The 17,908-nt window shown below is 68.8% G+C and carries 13 protein-coding genes; 3 read left to right on the forward strand and 10 right to left on the reverse strand.

The genetic code is table 11. From position 1 onward, the window contains the following. Window positions 1–99: 99 nt before the first annotated feature. On the forward strand, window positions 100–1,596 hold the full coding sequence (locus QE452_RS05820; protein ID WP_309660207.1) for a hypothetical protein: 1,497 nt from the start codon (window positions 100–102) through the stop codon (window positions 1,594–1,596). Here the strand turns inward: QE452_RS05820 and QE452_RS05825 are convergent. Then, window positions 1,580–2,434 (reverse strand): hypothetical protein, encoded by an 855-nt coding sequence (locus QE452_RS05825; protein ID WP_309660208.1) that lies wholly within the window; start codon window positions 2,432–2,434, stop codon window positions 1,580–1,582. The genes QE452_RS05820 and QE452_RS05825 overlap by 17 nt on opposite strands. Then, window positions 2,431–3,690 (reverse strand): sorbosone dehydrogenase family protein, encoded by a 1,260-nt coding sequence (locus tag QE452_RS05830; RefSeq protein WP_309660209.1) that lies wholly within the window; start codon window positions 3,688–3,690, stop codon window positions 2,431–2,433. The genes QE452_RS05825 and QE452_RS05830 overlap by 4 nt, the downstream gene beginning before the upstream one ends. Before the next feature lie 250 nt (window positions 3,691–3,940). Between QE452_RS05830 and poxB the strand changes: the two genes are divergently transcribed. Both poxB and QE452_RS05840 read left to right on the forward strand, forming a co-directional pair. Further along, on the forward strand, window positions 3,941–5,665 hold the full coding sequence (gene poxB, locus QE452_RS05835; RefSeq protein WP_309660210.1) for a ubiquinone-dependent pyruvate dehydrogenase: 1,725 nt from the start codon (window positions 3,941–3,943) through the stop codon (window positions 5,663–5,665). A gap of 17 nt (window positions 5,666–5,682) precedes the next feature. Then, window positions 5,683–6,204, forward strand: a complete 522-nt coding sequence (locus QE452_RS05840; RefSeq protein ID WP_309660211.1) for an FUSC family protein — start codon at window positions 5,683–5,685, stop codon at window positions 6,202–6,204. On the opposite strand, the gene QE452_RS05845 is transcribed toward QE452_RS05840, so the two are convergent. The 8 genes from QE452_RS05845 to greB all read right to left on the reverse strand — a co-directional run bounded on the left by QE452_RS05845 (window position 6,182) and on the right by greB (window position 17,905). Continuing rightward, window positions 6,182–9,427: an error-prone DNA polymerase gene (locus QE452_RS05845; RefSeq protein ID WP_309660212.1), complete on the reverse strand. Its 3,246-nt coding sequence runs from the start codon at window positions 9,425–9,427 to the stop codon at window positions 6,182–6,184. The two genes, QE452_RS05840 and QE452_RS05845, sit on opposite strands and share 23 nt — an antisense overlap. Continuing rightward, window positions 9,427–11,193 carry a DNA polymerase Y family protein gene (locus QE452_RS05850; RefSeq protein WP_309660213.1) on the reverse strand — a complete coding sequence of 589 codons (1,767 nt, stop codon included), beginning with the start codon at window positions 11,191–11,193 and terminating at the stop codon, window positions 9,427–9,429. The genes QE452_RS05845 and QE452_RS05850 overlap by 1 nt, the downstream gene beginning before the upstream one ends. Then, complete coding sequence (locus QE452_RS05855; protein WP_309660214.1) at window positions 11,108–11,896, reverse strand: protein ImuA; 789 nt, start codon at window positions 11,894–11,896, stop codon at window positions 11,108–11,110. The genes QE452_RS05850 and QE452_RS05855 overlap by 86 nt, the downstream gene beginning before the upstream one ends. Before the next feature lie 355 nt (window positions 11,897–12,251). Continuing rightward, window positions 12,252–13,415 (reverse strand): mannonate dehydratase, encoded by a 1,164-nt coding sequence (uxuA, locus tag QE452_RS05860; protein ID WP_309729720.1) that lies wholly within the window; start codon window positions 13,413–13,415, stop codon window positions 12,252–12,254. Between the two features lie 107 nt (window positions 13,416–13,522). After that, a complete protein-coding gene (locus QE452_RS05865; protein WP_309660216.1) occupies window positions 13,523–16,108 on the reverse strand; it encodes a TonB-dependent receptor domain-containing protein in 2,586 nt (861 codons plus the stop codon). 127 nt (window positions 16,109–16,235) lie between these two features. Next, entirely contained in the window at window positions 16,236–17,078 is an 843-nt protein-coding gene (locus QE452_RS05870) for an NYN domain-containing protein (protein ID WP_309660217.1), read from the reverse strand. 39 nt (window positions 17,079–17,117) lie between these two features. Then, window positions 17,118–17,369: a hypothetical protein gene (locus QE452_RS05875; protein ID WP_309660218.1), complete on the reverse strand. Its 252-nt coding sequence runs from the start codon at window positions 17,367–17,369 to the stop codon at window positions 17,118–17,120. Between the two features lie 50 nt (window positions 17,370–17,419). Beyond that, window positions 17,420–17,905 carry a transcription elongation factor GreB gene (gene greB, locus QE452_RS05880; protein WP_309660219.1) on the reverse strand — a complete coding sequence of 162 codons (486 nt, stop codon included), beginning with the start codon at window positions 17,903–17,905 and terminating at the stop codon, window positions 17,420–17,422. Window positions 17,906–17,908: the final 3 nt, after the last annotated feature.

The following is a 17,908-nucleotide window of genomic DNA, read 5'->3' on the forward strand; positions in this document are numbered from 1 at the left end:
ATGAGTTCCGGCGTGCGTTCCCGACAATGCTTGCCGCCTGCCTGCGGCTCGCCTACCGCGCCTTTTCCGGCTATTTGATCAGGATCAGGTTTTTTGACGGTGCAGCACGATCCAGGATCATCGTCTCCGGGGCAGCGGCCGGCCGTCATATTGGCGGCGATGCTGGTGCTGGCGCTGCTGTTGCGCGGCTGGGATTTCGGCAATCCGGTGCTCGACATCGACGAGCAATGGTATCTGCTAGTCGGCGACCGGATGCTGCACGGCGCGGTGCCGTTCATCGACCTCTGGGACCGCAAGCCCTACGGCCTGTTCCTGCTGTTCGCGGGGTTCCGGCTGATCCCGGCGGACGGCATCATCGTCTATCAGGTGGCGGCGGCCCTGTTCGCGGGTACGACCGCCGCGGTGATCCTGCACATCGCCCGTCGCCTGGGCGCGGCCCCGGTCGGGGCCTGGAGCGCGGGCATCCTCTATCTGCTGACAATGGCGGTGATCGGCGGGCAGGGCGGGCAGTCTCCGGTCTTCTACAATCTTCCGGTGGCGCTGGCGGCGCTGCTGACGTTGCGCCTGCCCTCCCTCACCGGCGAGCGGGCAGCGCAGGCGATCGGGCGCAACGGCCTGGCCGCCTGCGCGCTGTGCGGTCTGGCGATCCAGATCAAATATACCGCCGCGTTCGAGGGACTGTTCATCGGCCTGGCGCATCTCTGGGCGATCGTGCGGGTCCGCCGGCCGGGTGTGACGATCGGCTGGACCTTGGCCTGGGGCGTGGCGGGGATCGCGCCGACACTGGCGGTCGGTCTGGCCTATGCCATGATGGGGGCAGGGGCGTTCCAGGCCTTCTGGTTCGCCAATTTCGTGTCGATCACGCTGCGCCAGGCCTATCCGGCGGGCAAGATGCTGCTCAACCTCGGCGGTCTGCTGGCACAGATCACGCCGCTGCTGATCGCCGCCGGCGTGACGCTGGCGCGGATCGGGCCGCGCGCCGCCCGGCACCCGGTCCATGCGCTGGCGATCGGCTGGCTGCTGGCGGCGGTGATCGGCTTTGCCTGCATCGGCACCTTCTACGACCATTACGGCCTGCCGCTGTTGCCGCCGCTGGCGGCGCTGGCGGGCTGGTCGCTTGGCCGCTCCACGAAGCTGCGCACCATCGTGGTCCTGGCCGCGATGCTGGTCTTCATCGGCGAGCGGGTGGACATGCCCGACGACCGGGCCGCCATCGCCCCGGTCGTGGCATTGATGCGCGCGAACCATGGCACCGGCACCTGCCCCTATGTCTTCAACGGCCCGTCCATCCTCTACTATCTGGCCGATAGCTGCATCCCGACCCCCTATGCCTTCCCCAATACATTGGGCCACGCGATCGAGGGTGGCGCGACCGGCGTCGACGAGGGGCGCGAGGTGGCGCGGATCATGGCGACCCGGCCGCCGGTGGTGGTGACGCTGGACCGCGCGACCAGCTTCTTCAACCCGGCGAGCCTGGCGGCGGTGACGCTGGTGCTGGCCCGCGACTATTGCCTGGCCATGACCCTGCCGCGCGACAAGCGGAAGATGCGTGTCTATACACGCTGCATCCGTCCCACCGCTACCAGGGCACGCTGAGCGCGATCGTCGCCAGCGGCACGACCGGGGCGGTGGTGCCGCCGGGGGCGTCGAGCCGGCGCAGGCGTTGGTCACGCGCGATCGCCAGGATCTCCGCCCGCAGGCTGGCGGCGCGGCCCAGCGGGTGCTGCACCGAGATTCCTGCGCTGGCATAGCGCCGATCGGCGCTGTCCGGTCCGTAGAATCCGCTCCAGCCGACGCCCGCCACCAGCGGCGCCGACAGTGTCGTCTCGCCCAGCCGCACCTCCGGCGACAGGCCGACCAAGGTAAAGACGCCGCCATCACCCTGGGTCCGACGCGTGACGACCAGGTTCGGCCGCCACCAGCCGATGCCCCGGTTACCGGCGTAGCGAACCGACAGGCTCGCCTCATGCGTCGTCCCCGCGATGCCGTTGGGGCTGGCCTTGATCGCATAGGCGGCGGCGGTGGTCAGGCCCTTGGCCGGCTGCCATGCGAGCGCGACGATCGTGTTGCTCTCATACCAGCTCCGGGGGCGGGTGCGTTCGTCGGCCGAGGGGGCGTGGAAGCCGTTGGAACTCTGCCCGATCAGGAACAGCCGCGCGTCCCCCGCAGCATCGCGCGCCAGCACCCCGGCGAAGGCGACGGCCACATGGACCGGCAGGCGCGACAGGTCGGCATCGTCGTCGTCATAGGCCCCGCGCGCATAATCGCCGTTGCGTATGTCCAGCGACAGGGTGCCGTGGAGCGCGCCGGCCGGCACCTGGGTGGTGCCGAGCGTCGCGTCCTCGGTATCGATCACCGGCACCGACTGGCGCTCCGCCGCCTGGGCCCCGACCGGTGCGAGCAGCGCCGATGCGGCCCCCAGCCACGCCCTCACGAAGCGCGACGGACCAGCCAGACCGTGTCGCCGGCGTCGTCGACCACGAACACCGCGCCATCGCCGCGCGTCTGGACGCTGACCGGCCGGCCATAGACCTCGCCCTTCCTGGCATCCGCGACGAAGCCGGTCAGGAAGGGGCGCGGCTCGGCGGCGGGGCGGCCCTGGGCGAAGGGGACGGCCAGCACGTCATAGCCGATGAACGACGCCCGGTTCCACGAACCGTGCCGCGCGACAAAGGCAAGCTGGTCCGTGCCGGGGCGATCCTTGGCGAAGGCGAGACCCAGCGCGGCGGCATGGGGACCGACTGCGACATCGGGCATCAGCGTGGTGGCGAGCAGGTCGCGCCGTTCATTGGCGTGGCGCGGGTCCTGCCGACCGTAATAGCTATATGGCCAGCCGTAAAAGCCACCCTCGCGCACCCCGACCAGATAGTCGGGCGCGATATCGTCGCCGAAATGGTCGCGCTCGTTCACCGCGGTCCACAGCGTGCCGGTGGTCGGGGCGAAGTCCATGCCCACGGGATTGCGCAGACCGCTGGCGTAGAGCCGCTCGCGCCCGGTGGCGAGGTCGATCGCCAGGATGGCGGCGCGGCGCTTCTCCTCGTCCATGCCATATTCGGCCACGTTGGAGGCGGACCCGACCGAGACATAGAGCGTGCGCGCATCCGGGCTGAGCAGCAGGTTGCGCGTCCAGTGATTGTTGTAGCCGCCCGCCGGCAGGCTGGCGACCGGCGCGGGCGCGGCGGTGATGCGGGTCTGGCCCGGCTGGAAGGGGAAGCTGACCACGCCGTCCGTATTGGCGACATAGAGGCGACCGCCGGCATATTGCATCCCGAACGGCTGGTTCAGCCCGTCGCGCAGCACGAACCGCTGCTCCGCCACCCCGTCGCGATCGGCGTCGCGCAACAGGGTGATGCGGTTGGCGCTGAAGCCGGTCGTCTTGGACAGGGCCTGTCCGCGCTGCACCTCCGGCTCGGCGTCGAGCTTGGGCTTGGTGCGTGCCTCGGTGACCAGCACGTCGCCATTGGGCAGCAGCAGCGCCTGGCGGGGGTAATCCAGGCCGCCGGCGAACTTTATCACCTGATAGCCGCGCGGCGCGACCGGCGTGCGACCCTCGGGCCAGCCGATCGTGCGGGGGTGATTGACGACCGACTCGGTCGCATAGGGCTGTGGCTGGCTCTCCGCGCCCAGGACGGCTTTGGTAGCGGTGCCGGCTGGCGGGGTCTGTGCATGCGCCGCGGTGGCCAATGCCATGGTTGCGCAAAGGGTGGAGGCAAAGAGCCTCTGGCTGGTCAAATGGTTCATGACGGCTCCCGGTTTGTCGGGTTTTCTAATGCACCAGCCGGACGTGCGGCTCCGTCTGTATAAAAAAATTGTGCCGACGCGGTCCTTTGTCCCAAACGCGCCGCTGGCTTGCGATTGCAAGGAATACAATCGCGATCAGAATCGTTATCGCACCGCACCAATTTGACGGTGGTGCGTCGCAACAAGGACAAATCGGATCATGGCACGGACGATCGCGGATCTTCTCACCAGCACCCTGGTCGAGGCCGGGGTGGAACGGATCTGGGGCGTGACGGGCGACAGCCTGAACGCCTTCAACGAAAGCCTGCGGACGTCGGGTGCGATCGAGTGGATGCACGTCCGCAACGAGGAGGCGGGGGCCTTCGCCGCCGGGGCCGAGGCGGCGGCGACGGGCGGGCTGGCGGTCTGCGCGGGCAGTTGCGGCCCCGGCAACCTCCATTTGATCAACGGCCTGTACGATTGCCACCGCAATCATGTGCCGGTGCTGGCGATTGCCGCCCATATCCCGTCGAGCGAGATCGGCCTGTCCTATTTCCAGGAGACGCATCCGACCGAGTTGTTCCGCGAATGCAGCCATTTCTGCGAGATGGTGCAGGACGCCAAGCAGATGCCCGAGTTGCTCCACCGCGCGATCCGCACCGCCGTCGGTCAGCGCGGGGTCGCGGTGCTGGTCATTCCCGGCGACGTGGCGCTGCTGCCCGCGCCGGAGACGCGGGACGTGCCCTTCACCCTGCCGGCCACGCCGCGCCTGCTGCCGGACGATGCGACGCTGGCGCAGGTCGCCGCGCTGCTCAACGATGCGGAGCGGGTGACCCTGCTCTGCGGTGCAGGAGTGGCGGGCGCGCATGACGATGTCGTCGCGCTGGCCGAAGCGTTGCAGGCCCCGATCGTCCACGCCTATCGCGGCAAGGAGTGGATCGAATGGGACAATCCCTTCGATGTCGGCATGACCGGTCTGATCGGCTTCTCCTCCGGCTATCACGCGATGATGGAGTGCGATACGCTGCTGATGCTGGGCACCGACTTCCCCTATCGCAACTTCTATCCGGACAAGGCGCGGGTGGTGCAGGTCGATCGCGAGGCCACCGCGCTCGGCCGGCGCGTGCCGCTCGACCTGGGTGTGGTCGGCGATGTCGGCGAAACGGCGCGGGCGCTGCGCCCGCTGATCCGGGACGGCCGCGACGGCGCATTCCTGGCCAAGGCGAAGGAGCATTATCGCGATGCCCGCAAGGGCCTGGACGAACTGGCGACGCCGCGCGACGGTGACAAGCCGCTCCACCCGCAATTCGTCGCCGCGACGATCGATCGGCTGGCGGATGAGGACACGATCTTCACCGCCGATGTCGGCACGCCCTCGGTCTGGGCGGCGCGCTATCTGCGGATGAACGGCCAGCGGCGACTGATCGGATCGTTCAACCATGGCTCCATGGCCAATGCCATGCCCCAGGCGCTGGGCGCACAGGCGGCCTTTGCCGGGCGACAGGTGGTGTCGCTGTCGGGCGATGGCGGCCTGACCATGTTGATGGGCGATATGCTGACCGCGATCCAGATGAAGCTGCCGATCAAGATCATCATCTTCAACAACGGCACGCTCGGCTTCGTCGAGCTGGAGCAGAAGGCCTCCGGCTATGTGGATGCCAATGTCGCCCTGCAAAATCCCGACTTCGCCGCGATCGCGCGTGAGATGGGCTATGCCGCCGAGCGGGTCACGCGGTCGGACGCGCTGGAGGGGGCGCTGCGCACCGCCTTCGCGCATGACGGCCCCGCCTTGGTCGATGTGGTGACCGAGGGGCTGGAACTGGTGATGCCGCCCAAGATCAAGGCCGAGCAGGTCAAGGGGTTCAGCCTCTATGCCGCGCGCGCGGTGATGAGCGGCCGGGGCACGGAGGTGATCGAGCTGGCGCGGGCCAATCTGTTCCGGTGACGGGGAAGGACGGGGCCATGGCGGCGGCGCCTCCGTCCGGGGCCTTGCGGTCCGTCGCCTTCGTCCTGCGCTGCACGGCGGCGGCGGTCGTCGCCGCCATGCTGGCGGAGGGGTTGGGCCTGAGCCATCCGGTCTGGGCCTGCGTCTCCGCGCTGGTCGTGTCGCAGGATCGGATCGGCGACACGCACCGCGCGCTCGGCTGGCGGGTCGCGGCGACGCTGATCGGACTGGTGGTGGCGCTGTTTTCCGCGATGGTCGTGTCCGCCGGACCGGCGGAATTGCGGCTGGCGGTGGCGGTCGGGATCGCGGCGAGCATCACCCGCTGGCGGCCGGAGACGCGGGTCTGCATGTGGACGGCCGTCATCGTGCTGACCACCGTGCCGACCGGCGGCACCGTCCTCCAGACCGGATGGGATCGCGCGCAGGAGGTGCTGCTCGGCGCCTTGGTCGGCGCGATCCTGCACCAGGTGGCGGAATGGGTGATCCTGCGGCTGGAGCGTCGATTGGCGCGCGGGGTCAGTGAAAGTCGCGCGACTTGATCCGCACCACCTGCTCCGGGTCCATCCCCGTGGCATGGCTTGGCCAGTAGCTGTCGCGCGGACCCGGCCGCCAGCCGGCATCGCCGCGATCGGGCGCGCCGGGGTGGCGGGCACCGTCACCGCGCCCGGTCCTGGGGCGGAAGTCCATCCGTCCGACCTGGGCGAGCAGATCGCCATGATCGACGATCCGGTCGCAGATGACGTGGATCACTTGCCCCTCGCGCTGGACGCGGCCCTTCATGCCGATCATTGAGGCGGACATGACGGTGCGGCGTTGCGCCTCGAACCGGTCGGGCCAGAGGATGCCGTTGGCGATGCCGGTCTCGTCCTCGATGGTGATGAACAGCACGCCCTTGGCGCTGCCCGGCTTCTGGCGGACCAGGATCAGCCCCGCCACCTCGACATGCCGTCCGTCGCGGAGCTGGGCCAGATCGGCGGCGCGGGTGACGCCGCGCCGGGTCAGCTCGTCACGCAGGAAGGCGAGCGGGTGCGCGCGCAGCGACAATTGCAGCGCGCGATAATCCTCCACCACCTCGCGCCCCTCGGTCAACGGCCGCAACGCGACCTCCGGCTCGCGCCCCGCCGCCGCCGCGAACAGGGGCAGGGGCGCTTCGTCCAGGCCCCGCGCCTTCCATAGTCCCTGGCGCCGGTCGGCCCCCAGCCTGTGAAAGGCATCGGCCTCCGCCAGCCGCTCGATCGCGGCGCGGGGGATGTCGGCCCGCCGCCACAGATCCTCGACCGATTCGAACGGCAGATGGCCGCGCGCGCCGATGATCGCCGCGCCATGGACATTGGCCAGCCCGCGCACCTGGCGCAGGCCCAGCCGTACCGCCAGATAGCGGCCGGCGGTCGGCTCCAGCGTACAGTCCCAGCGGCTGGCATTGATGCAGGCGGGGCGGATCTCGACGCCATGCTCCTGCGCGTCGCGGACGATCTGGGCCGGCGCGTAGAAGCCCATCGGCTGCGCGTTGAGCAGCGCGGCGCAGAACACGTCCGGGTGATGATGCTTCATCCAGCAACTGGCATAGGCGATCTTGGCGAAGCTGGCGGCGTGGCTTTCGGGAAAGCCATAGGAGCCGAACCCCTCGATCTGCTTGAACGTGCGTTCGGCGAAGTCGCGGGGATAGCCGTTCGCCACCATGCCCCCGACCAGCTTGTCGTAGAAATGATGGACCCCGCCGGTGAACTTGAATGTCGCCATGGCGCGGCGGAGCTGGTCCGCCTCGACCGCGGTGAAGCCCGCCCCGACGATCGCGACCCTCATCGCCTGTTCCTGGAACAGCGGCACGCCCAGCGTCTTCTCCAATACCGCGCGCAGTTCAGGGCGCGGATAGTCCGGCATCTCGATCTTCTCGCGTCGGCGCAGATAGGGGTGGACCATGTCGCCCTGGATCGGTCCCGGCCGGACGATCGCGACCTCGATGACGAGGTCGTAGAATTCGGCTGGCTTCATGCGCGGCAGCATCGCCATCTGCGCCCGGCTCTCGATCTGGAAGGTGCCGAGCGTGTCGGCCTTCTGGATCATCGCATAGACGTCCGGATCGTCGTCCTGGAGGTCGGCCATCTCCACATGCACGCCCTTGGCGTCCGCCAGCAGGGTGAAGGCGCGGTTCATGCAGCCGAGCATCCCCAAACCCAGCACATCGACCTTCATGAATTGCAGCGCGTCGATATCGTCCTTGTCCCATTCGATCACCTGCCGCTTGTCCATCGCGGCCGGCTCGATGGGCACGAGGTCGTCGAGCCGGTCATGGGTCAGCACGAAGCCGCCGGGATGCTGCGACAGATGACGCGGCGTGCCGATCAGTTGGCGTGCGAGATCGAGTGCGAGGCGCAGCCGCCGGTCGTTCATGTTGAGGCCGAGCTGGCCGACCTGCTTCTCGCCCACACCCTCCTCGCTCCACCCCCAGACCAGGCCGGCGAGCGCGCGGGTCAGATCCTCGGGCAGGCCCAGCGCCTTGCCGACCTCGCGCATCGCGCCCCGCGCGCGGTAGCGGGTGACGACCGCGGTCAGCGCCGCATGGGTGCGGCCATAGCTGTCGTAGATCCACTGGATGATCTCCTCGCGCCGCTCATGCTCGAAATCGACGTCGATATCGGGCGGCTCGCGCCGTTCGCCGGAGACGAAGCGCTCGAACAGCAGTTCGTGCTTGATCGGATCGATGCTGGTGATGCCGAGCAGATAGCAGACGCAGCTGTTCGCCGCCGATCCGCGCCCCTGGCACAGGATGCCGCGTCGTCGGCTTTCCGCGACGATGCTGTTGACGGTCAGGAAGTAGGGCGCATAGCCCAGCTCGCCGATCAATCGCAGTTCGTGGTCGATCTGCCGGCGATAGGCCTCCGGCACCCCGTCTGGAAACTTGCGCTCCGCCGCCTCCCCGGTCATCCGTTCGAGTGCTTGTTGCGCGGTCAGCCCGTCCATCACGCGTTCGTGCGGATATTGGTAGCTCAGCTCACCCAGGTCGAAGGTGCAGGCCTGGGCGATCGTGGCGGTGGCGGCGATCGCGTCGGGAAAGGCGGCGAAGCGGCGCTCCATCTCGCCGGGCGATTTCAGATGCCGGTCGGCATGGCGCTCGCGCGCATAGCCGAGCGTGTCGATCGTCCGCTTCTCGCGGATCGCGGTGACGACGTCCTGGAGCGGCCGCACCTCGGGCGCGTGATAGAGCACATCGCCCAGCGCGACCGCACGCACCCCCGCCATGCCGGCCTGGCGGGCAAGTTCGTGCAGCCGCATCGCGTCGTTCGGACGGCGACGAAAGGTCAGGCCGCAATAGCCCCGGTCGCCGAATACCGCGCGCAGGTTGGTCAGGTCGCGCGCCGCCGCCGCGCCCGGATCGCCCGGCAGCAGGATCGCGATCAGCCCCTCCTGCCACTCCGTCAGGTCCGCCCAGCCAAGCGTGCAGCCGCCCTTGCCGGCGCGCGCCTTGCCGATCGACAGGAGGCGGGTCAGCCGCGACCAGCCGGGCCGGTCGGTCGGATAGAGGAGCAGCGCGCGGCCATCGTCCAGCACCACCCGCGCGCCCGCGATCAGCCGCACGCCCGTCGCCTTCTGCGCCGCCCAGGCCCGCACCAGTCCGGCGACGGACCCGAGATCGGCGATGCCCAGCGCCCGGTGGCCGAGCAGGGCCGCGGCGCTGAACAGTTCGTCGGGGCTGGACGCACCGCGCAGGAACGAGAAGTGGCTCGTCACCTGAAGCTCGACATAGGTGGTGGGACTCGCCATCAGCCGAACAGCCCGTGCAGATGCCAGGACAGGTCGCCGGTCGTCGGGTCTTCGCCATCGCCGCGCCGGAACAGCCAGAAACGCGCCCCCCGGCTGTCCTCGACGCGGAAATAGTCGCGGCAGCTCCACATCTCGCCGTCGCGTCGCCACCATTCGCCATGGACGCGCTCCGGCCCGTCGCCCGCGACCACGGCATGGACTTGTCCCCGCCAGGTGAAGCGACGGGGCGGCTGGTCGGGCAGGAGCGCGAGTACCGCCTCCAGCGGCTCGGGACGAAGGAGCAGGCGCACGGGCCGGGGCCAGTCGGGCCAGCCGCCGGGCGCGTCCAGCGGGCCGGCGCGGCGAACCGCGCGTTCGGGCACGTCGCTTTCGACCGGTGCGGCGGTGAACAGCGCAGCCCCTCCGACCCGGCCGGCGATCTGGTCGACCAGCGTCGCGACGTCGGCGGGGGCATCGTCCCCGGCCAGGCTCGCTCCCAGCGCCGTCGCGCCCAGCGGATCGGTGCGGGTCGCGGCGAGGCGCATCGTCTCGATCCCCTCGCCGGGATCGATCCGGTCGATGCGCAAGGCGAAGAGGCGGGCGAGATGCGCCGCGTCCCGACTGGCGCGTGCGGTGCCGATCGCCAGTCGCTGCTCGCTCCCGTCGATCCGGTCGAGGATCAGCAGCAGCATCCGCGCGCCCAGTCCCCGGTCGCGCAACCGCTCGACCAGATCGGCGAGCAGGTCGCCGATCACCTGCGCGATCGCGTCCGCCGTGCCGATCGGCTCCAGCAGCCGGCGCTCGGCGCGCGGGGTGTCGGGGGCGAGGACGGGCGCGATCGGTTCGGGTATGCGGCCCAATGCCTCGTCCAGCCGCCTCACCGTGGCGAGGCCCAGTCGGCGCGCCAGCGGTCCACGCGGCATCGGGATCAGGTCGCCGATCCGCTCCAGCCCGAACCGGCCGGCGGCGGTGCAGGCCTCCGGCGTCAGGCGCAGCGCGGCCGGGGGCAGGGCGCGGAGCGCCTGCGCCTCATGGCCGTTGGCGATCCGCAGGATGGGCTGACCGCCGAACCGGGCCAGCGCATGGGCCGCCCCCGGCGTGCCGGCCACCGCCACTCGCGCGGAAAAGCCCAGCCGCCGGCAGAAATCGAGCAGCCGCCGACACAGCCCCGCCTCGCCGCCATGGAGGTGCGCGACGCCGCTCAGGTCCAGCCACAGGCCCTGCGGGCCGTCGGGCGCGGCGATCGGCGTCCAGTGGCGCACGGCATGACGGGCGAGGCCGTCCAGCCATGCCGCGTCCGCCGCCGGTTCGGCGGGGCGGATGTCGAGCGCGGGCACCAGCACCCGCGCCTGCGTCACCGCCATCCCGGTCGCGAGCCCCAGCGCCAGCGCCGCGGGGCAGGCGGCGGTCACGAGCTGGCGCTGGCCGACCTGTGCCGCCAGCACCATCGGTCGGGCTTCGGGCACTGGTTCCCCAGGATGCGGCGCGGTCGGGGCGGGGGGCGTCATGTGCTTGAACGGATGCTCGGCCGCTTCCGATCGGCGGCCGAGTTCGCGCATCGTCGGTCGCTGATGGAGCGGCAGCGCCTCGATCGCTTCCCCTCGTGCCCAGCGCGCGCCGGGCCGCCAGCCGCCGCCGCGCGGCACCGAGCAGGCGCCGGGATCGTCGTCCACCGGCAGCAGCGCCATGCGGACCGGCCGGTCAGGCCGCGCGTGCGGTGGTCGCTCCAGCCGCCGCAACCGCTCGATCGCGAGATGCGGCAGGTAGAGCGAGGCGACCCGTCGCATCGCATGCCTCCAGTTCCAGGGTGAATCCGGGCCCGCCGCGCTGGCGCGTCAGCTCGACCGTCCAATGCGCGCGGCCGACACCGGGCGCCGGCAACCGCACCGAGGGCGCGCAGCCGATCCGCCAGCGGGTCATCGCCGCCGAATGCTCGGCCAGCGGGCAGAGGGCCGGCCTGCGCCAGTGGCGGGCGAGGAGGGCGGGCGCGTCGCCGTTCATCGCGGCCAGTTGCAGCCGCCGGGTCGCGACCATGTCGGCGCGCTTCACCTCGCCGACCACCGCCGCCAGCCCACCATGGCGCAGGCCATCCTCCATCACCGCCAGCACCTGGCTGTCCTCTCGCGCCTCGACAAAGAGCAGCATGGCAGGGTCGAGGCCGGCCTGTTCCAGGCCGGGCGCGTACAGGTCGAACCGGGTCAGGGCCCAGAGCACGCGCCGGCCCTTGAGCGCGGCGGCGCGAGCGGCGATGCCGACCGTGAACAGCGTCGCGGCGGCATCCTCGTTCAGCGTCGGCGCGGCGGCGGCGACCTCGTGCAGGCCGCCCATCGCCAGCCCGCCATCGGCCAGCCGCCCGTCCATGGCGTCCACGCCGAACGGCAGCACGCCGGCCCCGCGCGGCCGCACCCCCTGGTCGAGCGCGGTGCGGAGCGCAGCGATTCGTTTGGCGGGGGGATCGTCCGGCGGATCGTCAGGGGCAAAGTGGGACATGGCTGTAGCGACTCATTTGTTCGCTATATGTTCCAGATTTACCGGCCAATGGTCAAGGCGTTACGGCACCGAAAGGATGATGCCGTGCTTGAGGCTTCAGCGTCGCATTGGCCCGCATTATCGCGAAGGGGCAACAGCCGGAGCATCGACACACCCCATGGCTTTGCCCAACCCAAGGCAGCGGACGATCGCCGCATCCCCGGCGATCGTCACTCATGGATCAAGGTTGAAGGCCGGGAGGCACACGGTTTCGCCGGATTGTGGAAGGTCGGTCGCGACCATGACCGCGTCTTCGCCTGCTGCACCGCCCAGCCCAGACCTCCGGTCGCGCCGAACCCTCCCAAAGTGATGCCGGTCAGCCGCCCGCGTGGACGATGCCGCGTTCCAGCCCGCGCAGCTCGGCGAGTCCGCGCATCCGGCCGAGCAGCGAATAGCCGGGATTGGTGCGCTTGGTCAGGTCGTCGAGCATCTGATGGCCATGGTCGGGGCGCATCGGGATGCTGCGATCCTCGCGCTGCTGCAACCGGCTGACCGCGGCGACCACGGCGGGCATGTCGGCATTCCCTTCCAGATGCGGTGCCTCGTGGAACGCGCCGTTCGCCTCGCGCGCAATGGCGCGGAGATGCAGGAAACCGATCCGCTCACCCAGCCGGTCGACCATGCCGGGCAGGTCGTTGTCGGCGCGGACCCCGAACGACCCGGTGCAGAAGCACAGGCCGTTCGAACGGTTGGGCACCCGCGCGAACAATGCGGCCACGTCGCTCTCGGTGCTGACGACGCGGGGCAGGCCGAAGATCGGGAAGGGGGGATCATCGGGATGGACGACCAGTTGGACGCCGACTTCGTCCGCCACCGGGCAGACCGCCTCCAGAAAGGCGACATGGTTGGCGCGCAGATCGTCGGCGGATATGCCGTCATAACCGGCGATGGCGTCGCGGAACTGCGCGACGGTGAAGCTTTCCTCGCTGCCCGGCAGGCCGGCGATGATCGTCCGTTCCAGCCGGTGCCGCGCCTCGGCGTCCATGCCGGCGATGCGGGCGGCGGCGGCCTCGACCATGGCGGACGTATAGTCGTCGGCGGCGCCGGGCCGTTCGAGCAGATGGATGTCGAAGGCGGCGACCGCCTCCAGCTCGAACCGCAGCGCCAGCGCGCCGTCTGGCATCGCCCAGGCCAGATCGGTGCGCGTCCAGTCGAGCAACGGCATGAAATTATAGGTGACGGTGCGGATACCCGCCGCCGCCAGATGGCGCAGGCTCCGACGATAGGCGTCGATCAATCGGTCCCAGTCGGGGCCCCGCGTCTTGATCCCCTCATGGACGGGCAGGCTCTCGACCACGTCCCAGTCCAGGCCCGCCGCGCGGATCATCGACTGGCGGGCGAGGATCGTCTCCAGCGGCCAGACCACGCCATTGGGCAGTTCGTGCAGCGCGGTGACGATGCCGGTCGCCCCGGCCTGGCGGATGTTGCGCAAGGCCACCGGGTCGGCCGGACCGAACCAGCGCATCGTCTGTGTCATCATCCTGCGGTCGGCCTGCTGCACCCCATTCTCCTGTCGCTTGCCCGGACATTTGGTACCGGTATCGTCACGACGGGCTCATGCCCATAGTTCGGCCGTACCGAAACCCTTTAAAGGGTCGCGGATGCGGCCGATGTGCAAGACACCGTCAGAACTGGAAGTGCAAGCTGACGATCACGGTGCGCCCGTTGCCGAAGTTCAGCGACCCGCCATTGGCGATGCGCGGGGCCGACCAGACATTGCTGGAAATAGCGCTTGTCGAACAGGTTGGTGACGTTGAGCTGGAGATAGGTCTTGTCCAGCCCGGCCCAACCCAGCGTCGCCTGCGCATCCAGGTCGACCAGGGTATAGCCGGCGGACTTGGCGTCATTCTCGTCGGTGATGAAGCGGTCGCCGACATGCTTGGCGGAAACGCCGACTACAGCGAACGGCAGCGACGCCTGGACGCGACCGCCATATTGCCAGTTGGGCGTGTCGACCAGCGCCTTGCCCCTGGTCGCGATCAGCACCTTGCCGGTCGCGCCATCCAGCACATCCTCCTTCAACGTCGATTGCAGATAGGAGCCGAAGCCATAGACCGACAGCCAGGAGGTAGGCATCAGCGACAGGGTCGCGTCGATCCCCTTGCTGTCGACTCCGCCGACATTGCGGCTGGCGCTGATTGTGCCGCCTCCTTCCAGCAGCGTGGTCGTGGTGACCAGCCGGTTGGCGTAGCGGATGTACCAGCCGCCCAACTGCGCCTGGACCGGCCCGGTGATGTAGCGCAGGCCGAGATCGTAGGAGTCGGTCCTTTCCGGCACCGCTTCCTTGTCCTTCAGCGAGATCGTCTTGTCGTCATAGGAATAGATGTCGGTGGTCGGGGCGGAGAAGCCCTTGTTGTAGCTGGCATAGAGGCTGACCGCCGGGTCCATCTGCCAGACCAGCCCGGCACTTGGCAGAAGGGCACGATATTCCCGGATGCGGCCCGTATAGGGCGCGCCGAACCCGGCGGTGCGGCTGTCCGCCGCCACGATGCTGGCGGCCTGCGACGTGCAATAGGCTTCGCTGCCGCTGTTCGGAATGGTGTAGCAGGCGTTGCTCATATTGCGTCGGAAGAAGGCCGCGCGCAGTCCCAGCGTGATCGACAGGTCGTCGGACAGGGGCTTGCCGCGATATTCGCCCGACAATTGATGCAGGACCGAGAAGGTCAGGCGATTGCGCTTGTTGAGTATCGCGCCCGTCGCGTCGCGTACCGCCGCCCGGGGATCGCGTCCGCCGAAGACGTTGACCGGCGTGCCATCGACCTGCAACGCGCCGGCCTCACCCGTCTGGCGGATGCGGGAGCGGTCCCAGGTATAGGCCAGGCGCACGAGATTCGACGGGTCGATATCATAGCGCAGACCGGCAATGCCGATCAGCCGGTGCGTCTGCGTGTTCGAGGGATAGAAGACGCGGACGTAATCCAGCCGGTCGCCATCGCCGTTCAAGTCACGGCCGGCGGCGATCCCCGCGCCGATCCGGCCATATTGGTTGCGCGAGGCTCCGCCCTTGCCCGCATTGGCGTCGCTCTCGGCGAACACGGTCGAGCCGCCGCCATTGGCCAGCGTGTAGCTGTACCCGCCATCGAGCGTCAGCGTGAGCCGATCGTTCAGGGTGAACAGGCTGTTGAAGCGGGCATTGCCGGTGTCGACTGGGTTGACGCCGATCTGGCGCACATTGCCGCAGAGCTTGCGGTCGTCCTGCATCGTGCCCGCCCCCGGCGTGCCGGAGGCCAAGGTGCAATGATCGGCATTCTGATATCGCGCGCTGGCATCCAGGACCCGGTCATATTGCGCGCGGGTGAGATCGACGCGCAACGGCCGGTCGCTCGTGGCACTCGCGATCGGCAGCGCACCGCCCAGCACCGTGTTGACCTGGGCGAGCGACATGCCGCCAAAGCCCATGTTGCGGTGCTGGTAGAAGAAGCCGGCCAGCGAGATGAAATCCTTGCCCGACCCGATCGGCTGGTAGATGCGGGCATTATACTGGCTCTTGCGCACGATCGCATAGGGTTGCAGCGCGTAACGCTGGTTGCTCGCCGACACCCAGGCGCGCGTGCCGCTGGCGGTCAGGTCGCCGGTGTTGATCAGGCCGAACACGCGGTTCATCTCGCCGCGACCATGGCTGTAGTCGACGATCGCGCTTACCTGATGGGTCGGCATGATGGTGCGGTAATTGACTGTGCCACCGGCGGCGCTCGCGGTCGGCGTATCGACGTCCGTCGCCCCGAAATTGACGTTGACCGATTCCACCAGCTCGGGATCGATCTGCTGGCTGGAATAGATGGCATAGTTGCCCGCGTCGTTCAGCGGCAGGCCATCGAAGGTGAAGGCGATGCGCGACTGATCGAACCCGCGAATGCGGATGGTGCCGCCATTGCCGCCATAAGGATCGCTGGCGACATAATTGACGCCGGGCAACAGATTGAGTGCGTTGAAGATCGACTGGCCCGGCACCGTATGGGCAATGAAATCCTGGGTAACGACGGCGCGCGCCTTGGGCGAATTGGGGATTTCGATGCCGGTCGCGTCATGCTTGCTGCCGGTGACGACGATCTCGTCCTTTGCCATGTCCTCGGCGGCGATGGTGCCGGCGGTCTGGGCGAGGGCGAGATGCGGCGCAGCCAAGCACAGGCACGCCCCGCCGACCCCGGCGAAGCGGAAGATATTCAGTACCACTACAAGTCCCCCGACGATCCATGTGTCGGATGGGGCCATTATGGATGTAATGCGACGCCCGCATTACAAACTATCATGGATCAGTATATGATATTGCCCTATCGGGGCGCGTGAGAGCCGATCCCGGTTAGCGAACCCGCCTGACGAAGGAGCGGCCGCCCTCGCGCCGTTCGATCTGGAAGATGGGCACGGCCTCGATCAGGTCGGAAAGGCGATGATAGCCGTAGTTGCGGACGTCGAAGCTCGATCGATTGGCGGCAAGCTGCCCCATGGCGGACAGGGAGACGAAGCCTTTCTCATCCCGCTTGGTCGCATCATAGGCCGCGACCAGCAGCTCGACGAGTTCGGGATCGACCGGCGTCTTGGCCTTGGCCGGTCGGTTGGGAACGATCGCAGGGGGCAGGGACTCCGCGATCGGCACATCCTTGCTCGGAGGCTTGGCGACGGCCGGCGGCACGGTTGCCGTCACTCGCGCTGGCTGCGGCGGGACGGCCGGGGCCGGAGCGGGCGTCGCGATCTCCGGCACGCGGGCGGCCAGCGCCCCCACATCGATGAAGCGGGTGCAGGCGCGCTTGAAAGCTTCCGGCGTGCGGCTGGTGCCGAAGCCGTAGACGGGAATGCCCTCCTGCCGGATGCGCATCGCCAGCGGCATGAAATCCGAATCGGACGACATGATACCGAACCCCTCGACCTTGCCGCGGAACAGCAGGTCCATGGCGTCGATCGTCATCTTCATGTCGGTGGCGTTCTTGCCCTTGGTCAGGTCGAACTGCTGTTGCGGCTCGATGCCGTGCTTCACCGTCATGTCGCGCCAGCCCTTGAGCGCCGGCTTGGTCCAGTTGCCATAGACCCGACGGACGTTGACCGTGCCGAGTTCCGCCAGCACGGTCAGCACCGGATCGATGGTGGCGGCGGACGCATTGTCGGCGTCGATCAGCAATGCGATGTTGCGGGTGGGCGTTTCTTCCATGGCCCCCGTGTCGCAAGCCCGGCGCCGCACGGCAAGCCGTCAGCCGCTATTGCCGCGCCGATCGCTGTCATAGGCTTGGTTGTTGGCGATAGTATCGGCCTTTTCGGGCCGAAGATGCGCCTCGGGATCGTCGACATCGGTGATGCGATCGGCCTGGCTGCCGATATCGGTCTGCAAATGGCCACCGCCGCTGCTGCCTTCGATCGCCGGGTCGGAATCGGCGATGGCGGCGTCGATCAGTTCGTGATCGTCGGTCTCGCGAGCCGTGGTGGTGCGGGGATTCTCAGCCATGTCATGCTCTCCTTCTGCATGACCAACGGCCCGCAAAACGCCCATGTTCCTCAATCTATCGAGTAGCTTATGTCGATAATCTCATATTCCTTCTCACCCGCGGGCAGCGTCACGCGGCGGAGGTCGCCCAGACCCGCGCCCCGCAGCGCACGGGCAATCGGCGAGTACCAGCCGACCCGCCCCCGGCCGGCATCCGCCTCGTCGTCGCCGACCAGGGTGAGCACACGCTGCTGATCGTCCTCGTCGGCGATGGTGACGGTACAGCCGAACCAGACGCGCGTCCGGTCGGTCTGGGCGGCGGGATCGACGACCTTGGCCGCCTTCATCCGCCGCGACAGCCAGCCCAGCCGCCGGTCGATCTCGCGCAACCGCTTGCGACCATAGATATAGTCGCCATTCTCCGACCGATCGCCATTGCCGGCGGCCCAGCTGATCGTCTCGACCAGGGCGGGGCGTTCGGTCGCGAACAGCTGCTCATATTCGGCCCGCAGGGCGGCATAGCCGGCGGGGGTGATGTAATTGGGTCGATCGGTCACCCG

The sequence above is a fragment of the Sphingomonas sp. SORGH_AS_0438 genome, from assembly GCF_031453475.1.
GTDB lineage: Bacteria > Pseudomonadota > Alphaproteobacteria > Sphingomonadales > Sphingomonadaceae > Sphingomonas.

Bases quoted from the DNA above. Each gene is read 5' to 3' on its own strand.
- poxB (WP_309660210.1), top strand. From the start codon at position 3,941: ATGGCACGGACGATCGCGGATCTTCTCACCAGCACCCTGGTCGAGGCC.
- QE452_RS05875 (WP_309660218.1), bottom strand. From the start codon at position 17,369: ATGGCTGAGAATCCCCGCACCACCACGGCTCGCGAGACCGACGATCAC.
- QE452_RS05845 (WP_309660212.1), bottom strand. From the start codon at position 9,427: ATGGCGAGTCCCACCACCTATGTCGAGCTTCAGGTGACGAGCCACTTC.
- QE452_RS05855 (WP_309660214.1), bottom strand. From the start codon at position 11,896: ATGTCCCACTTTGCCCCTGACGATCCGCCGGACGATCCCCCCGCCAAA.
- QE452_RS05840 (WP_309660211.1), top strand. From the start codon at position 5,683: ATGGCGGCGGCGCCTCCGTCCGGGGCCTTGCGGTCCGTCGCCTTCGTC.
- QE452_RS05850 (WP_309660213.1), bottom strand. From the start codon at position 11,193: ATGCGACGGGTCGCCTCGCTCTACCTGCCGCATCTCGCGATCGAGCGG.
- QE452_RS05830 (WP_309660209.1), bottom strand. From the start codon at position 3,690: ATGGCATTGGCCACCGCGGCGCATGCACAGACCCCGCCAGCCGGCACC.
- uxuA (WP_309729720.1), bottom strand. From the start codon at position 13,415: ATGATGACACAGACGATGCGCTGGTTCGGTCCGGCCGACCCGGTGGCC.
- QE452_RS05870 (WP_309660217.1), bottom strand. From the start codon at position 17,078: ATGGAAGAAACGCCCACCCGCAACATCGCATTGCTGATCGACGCCGAC.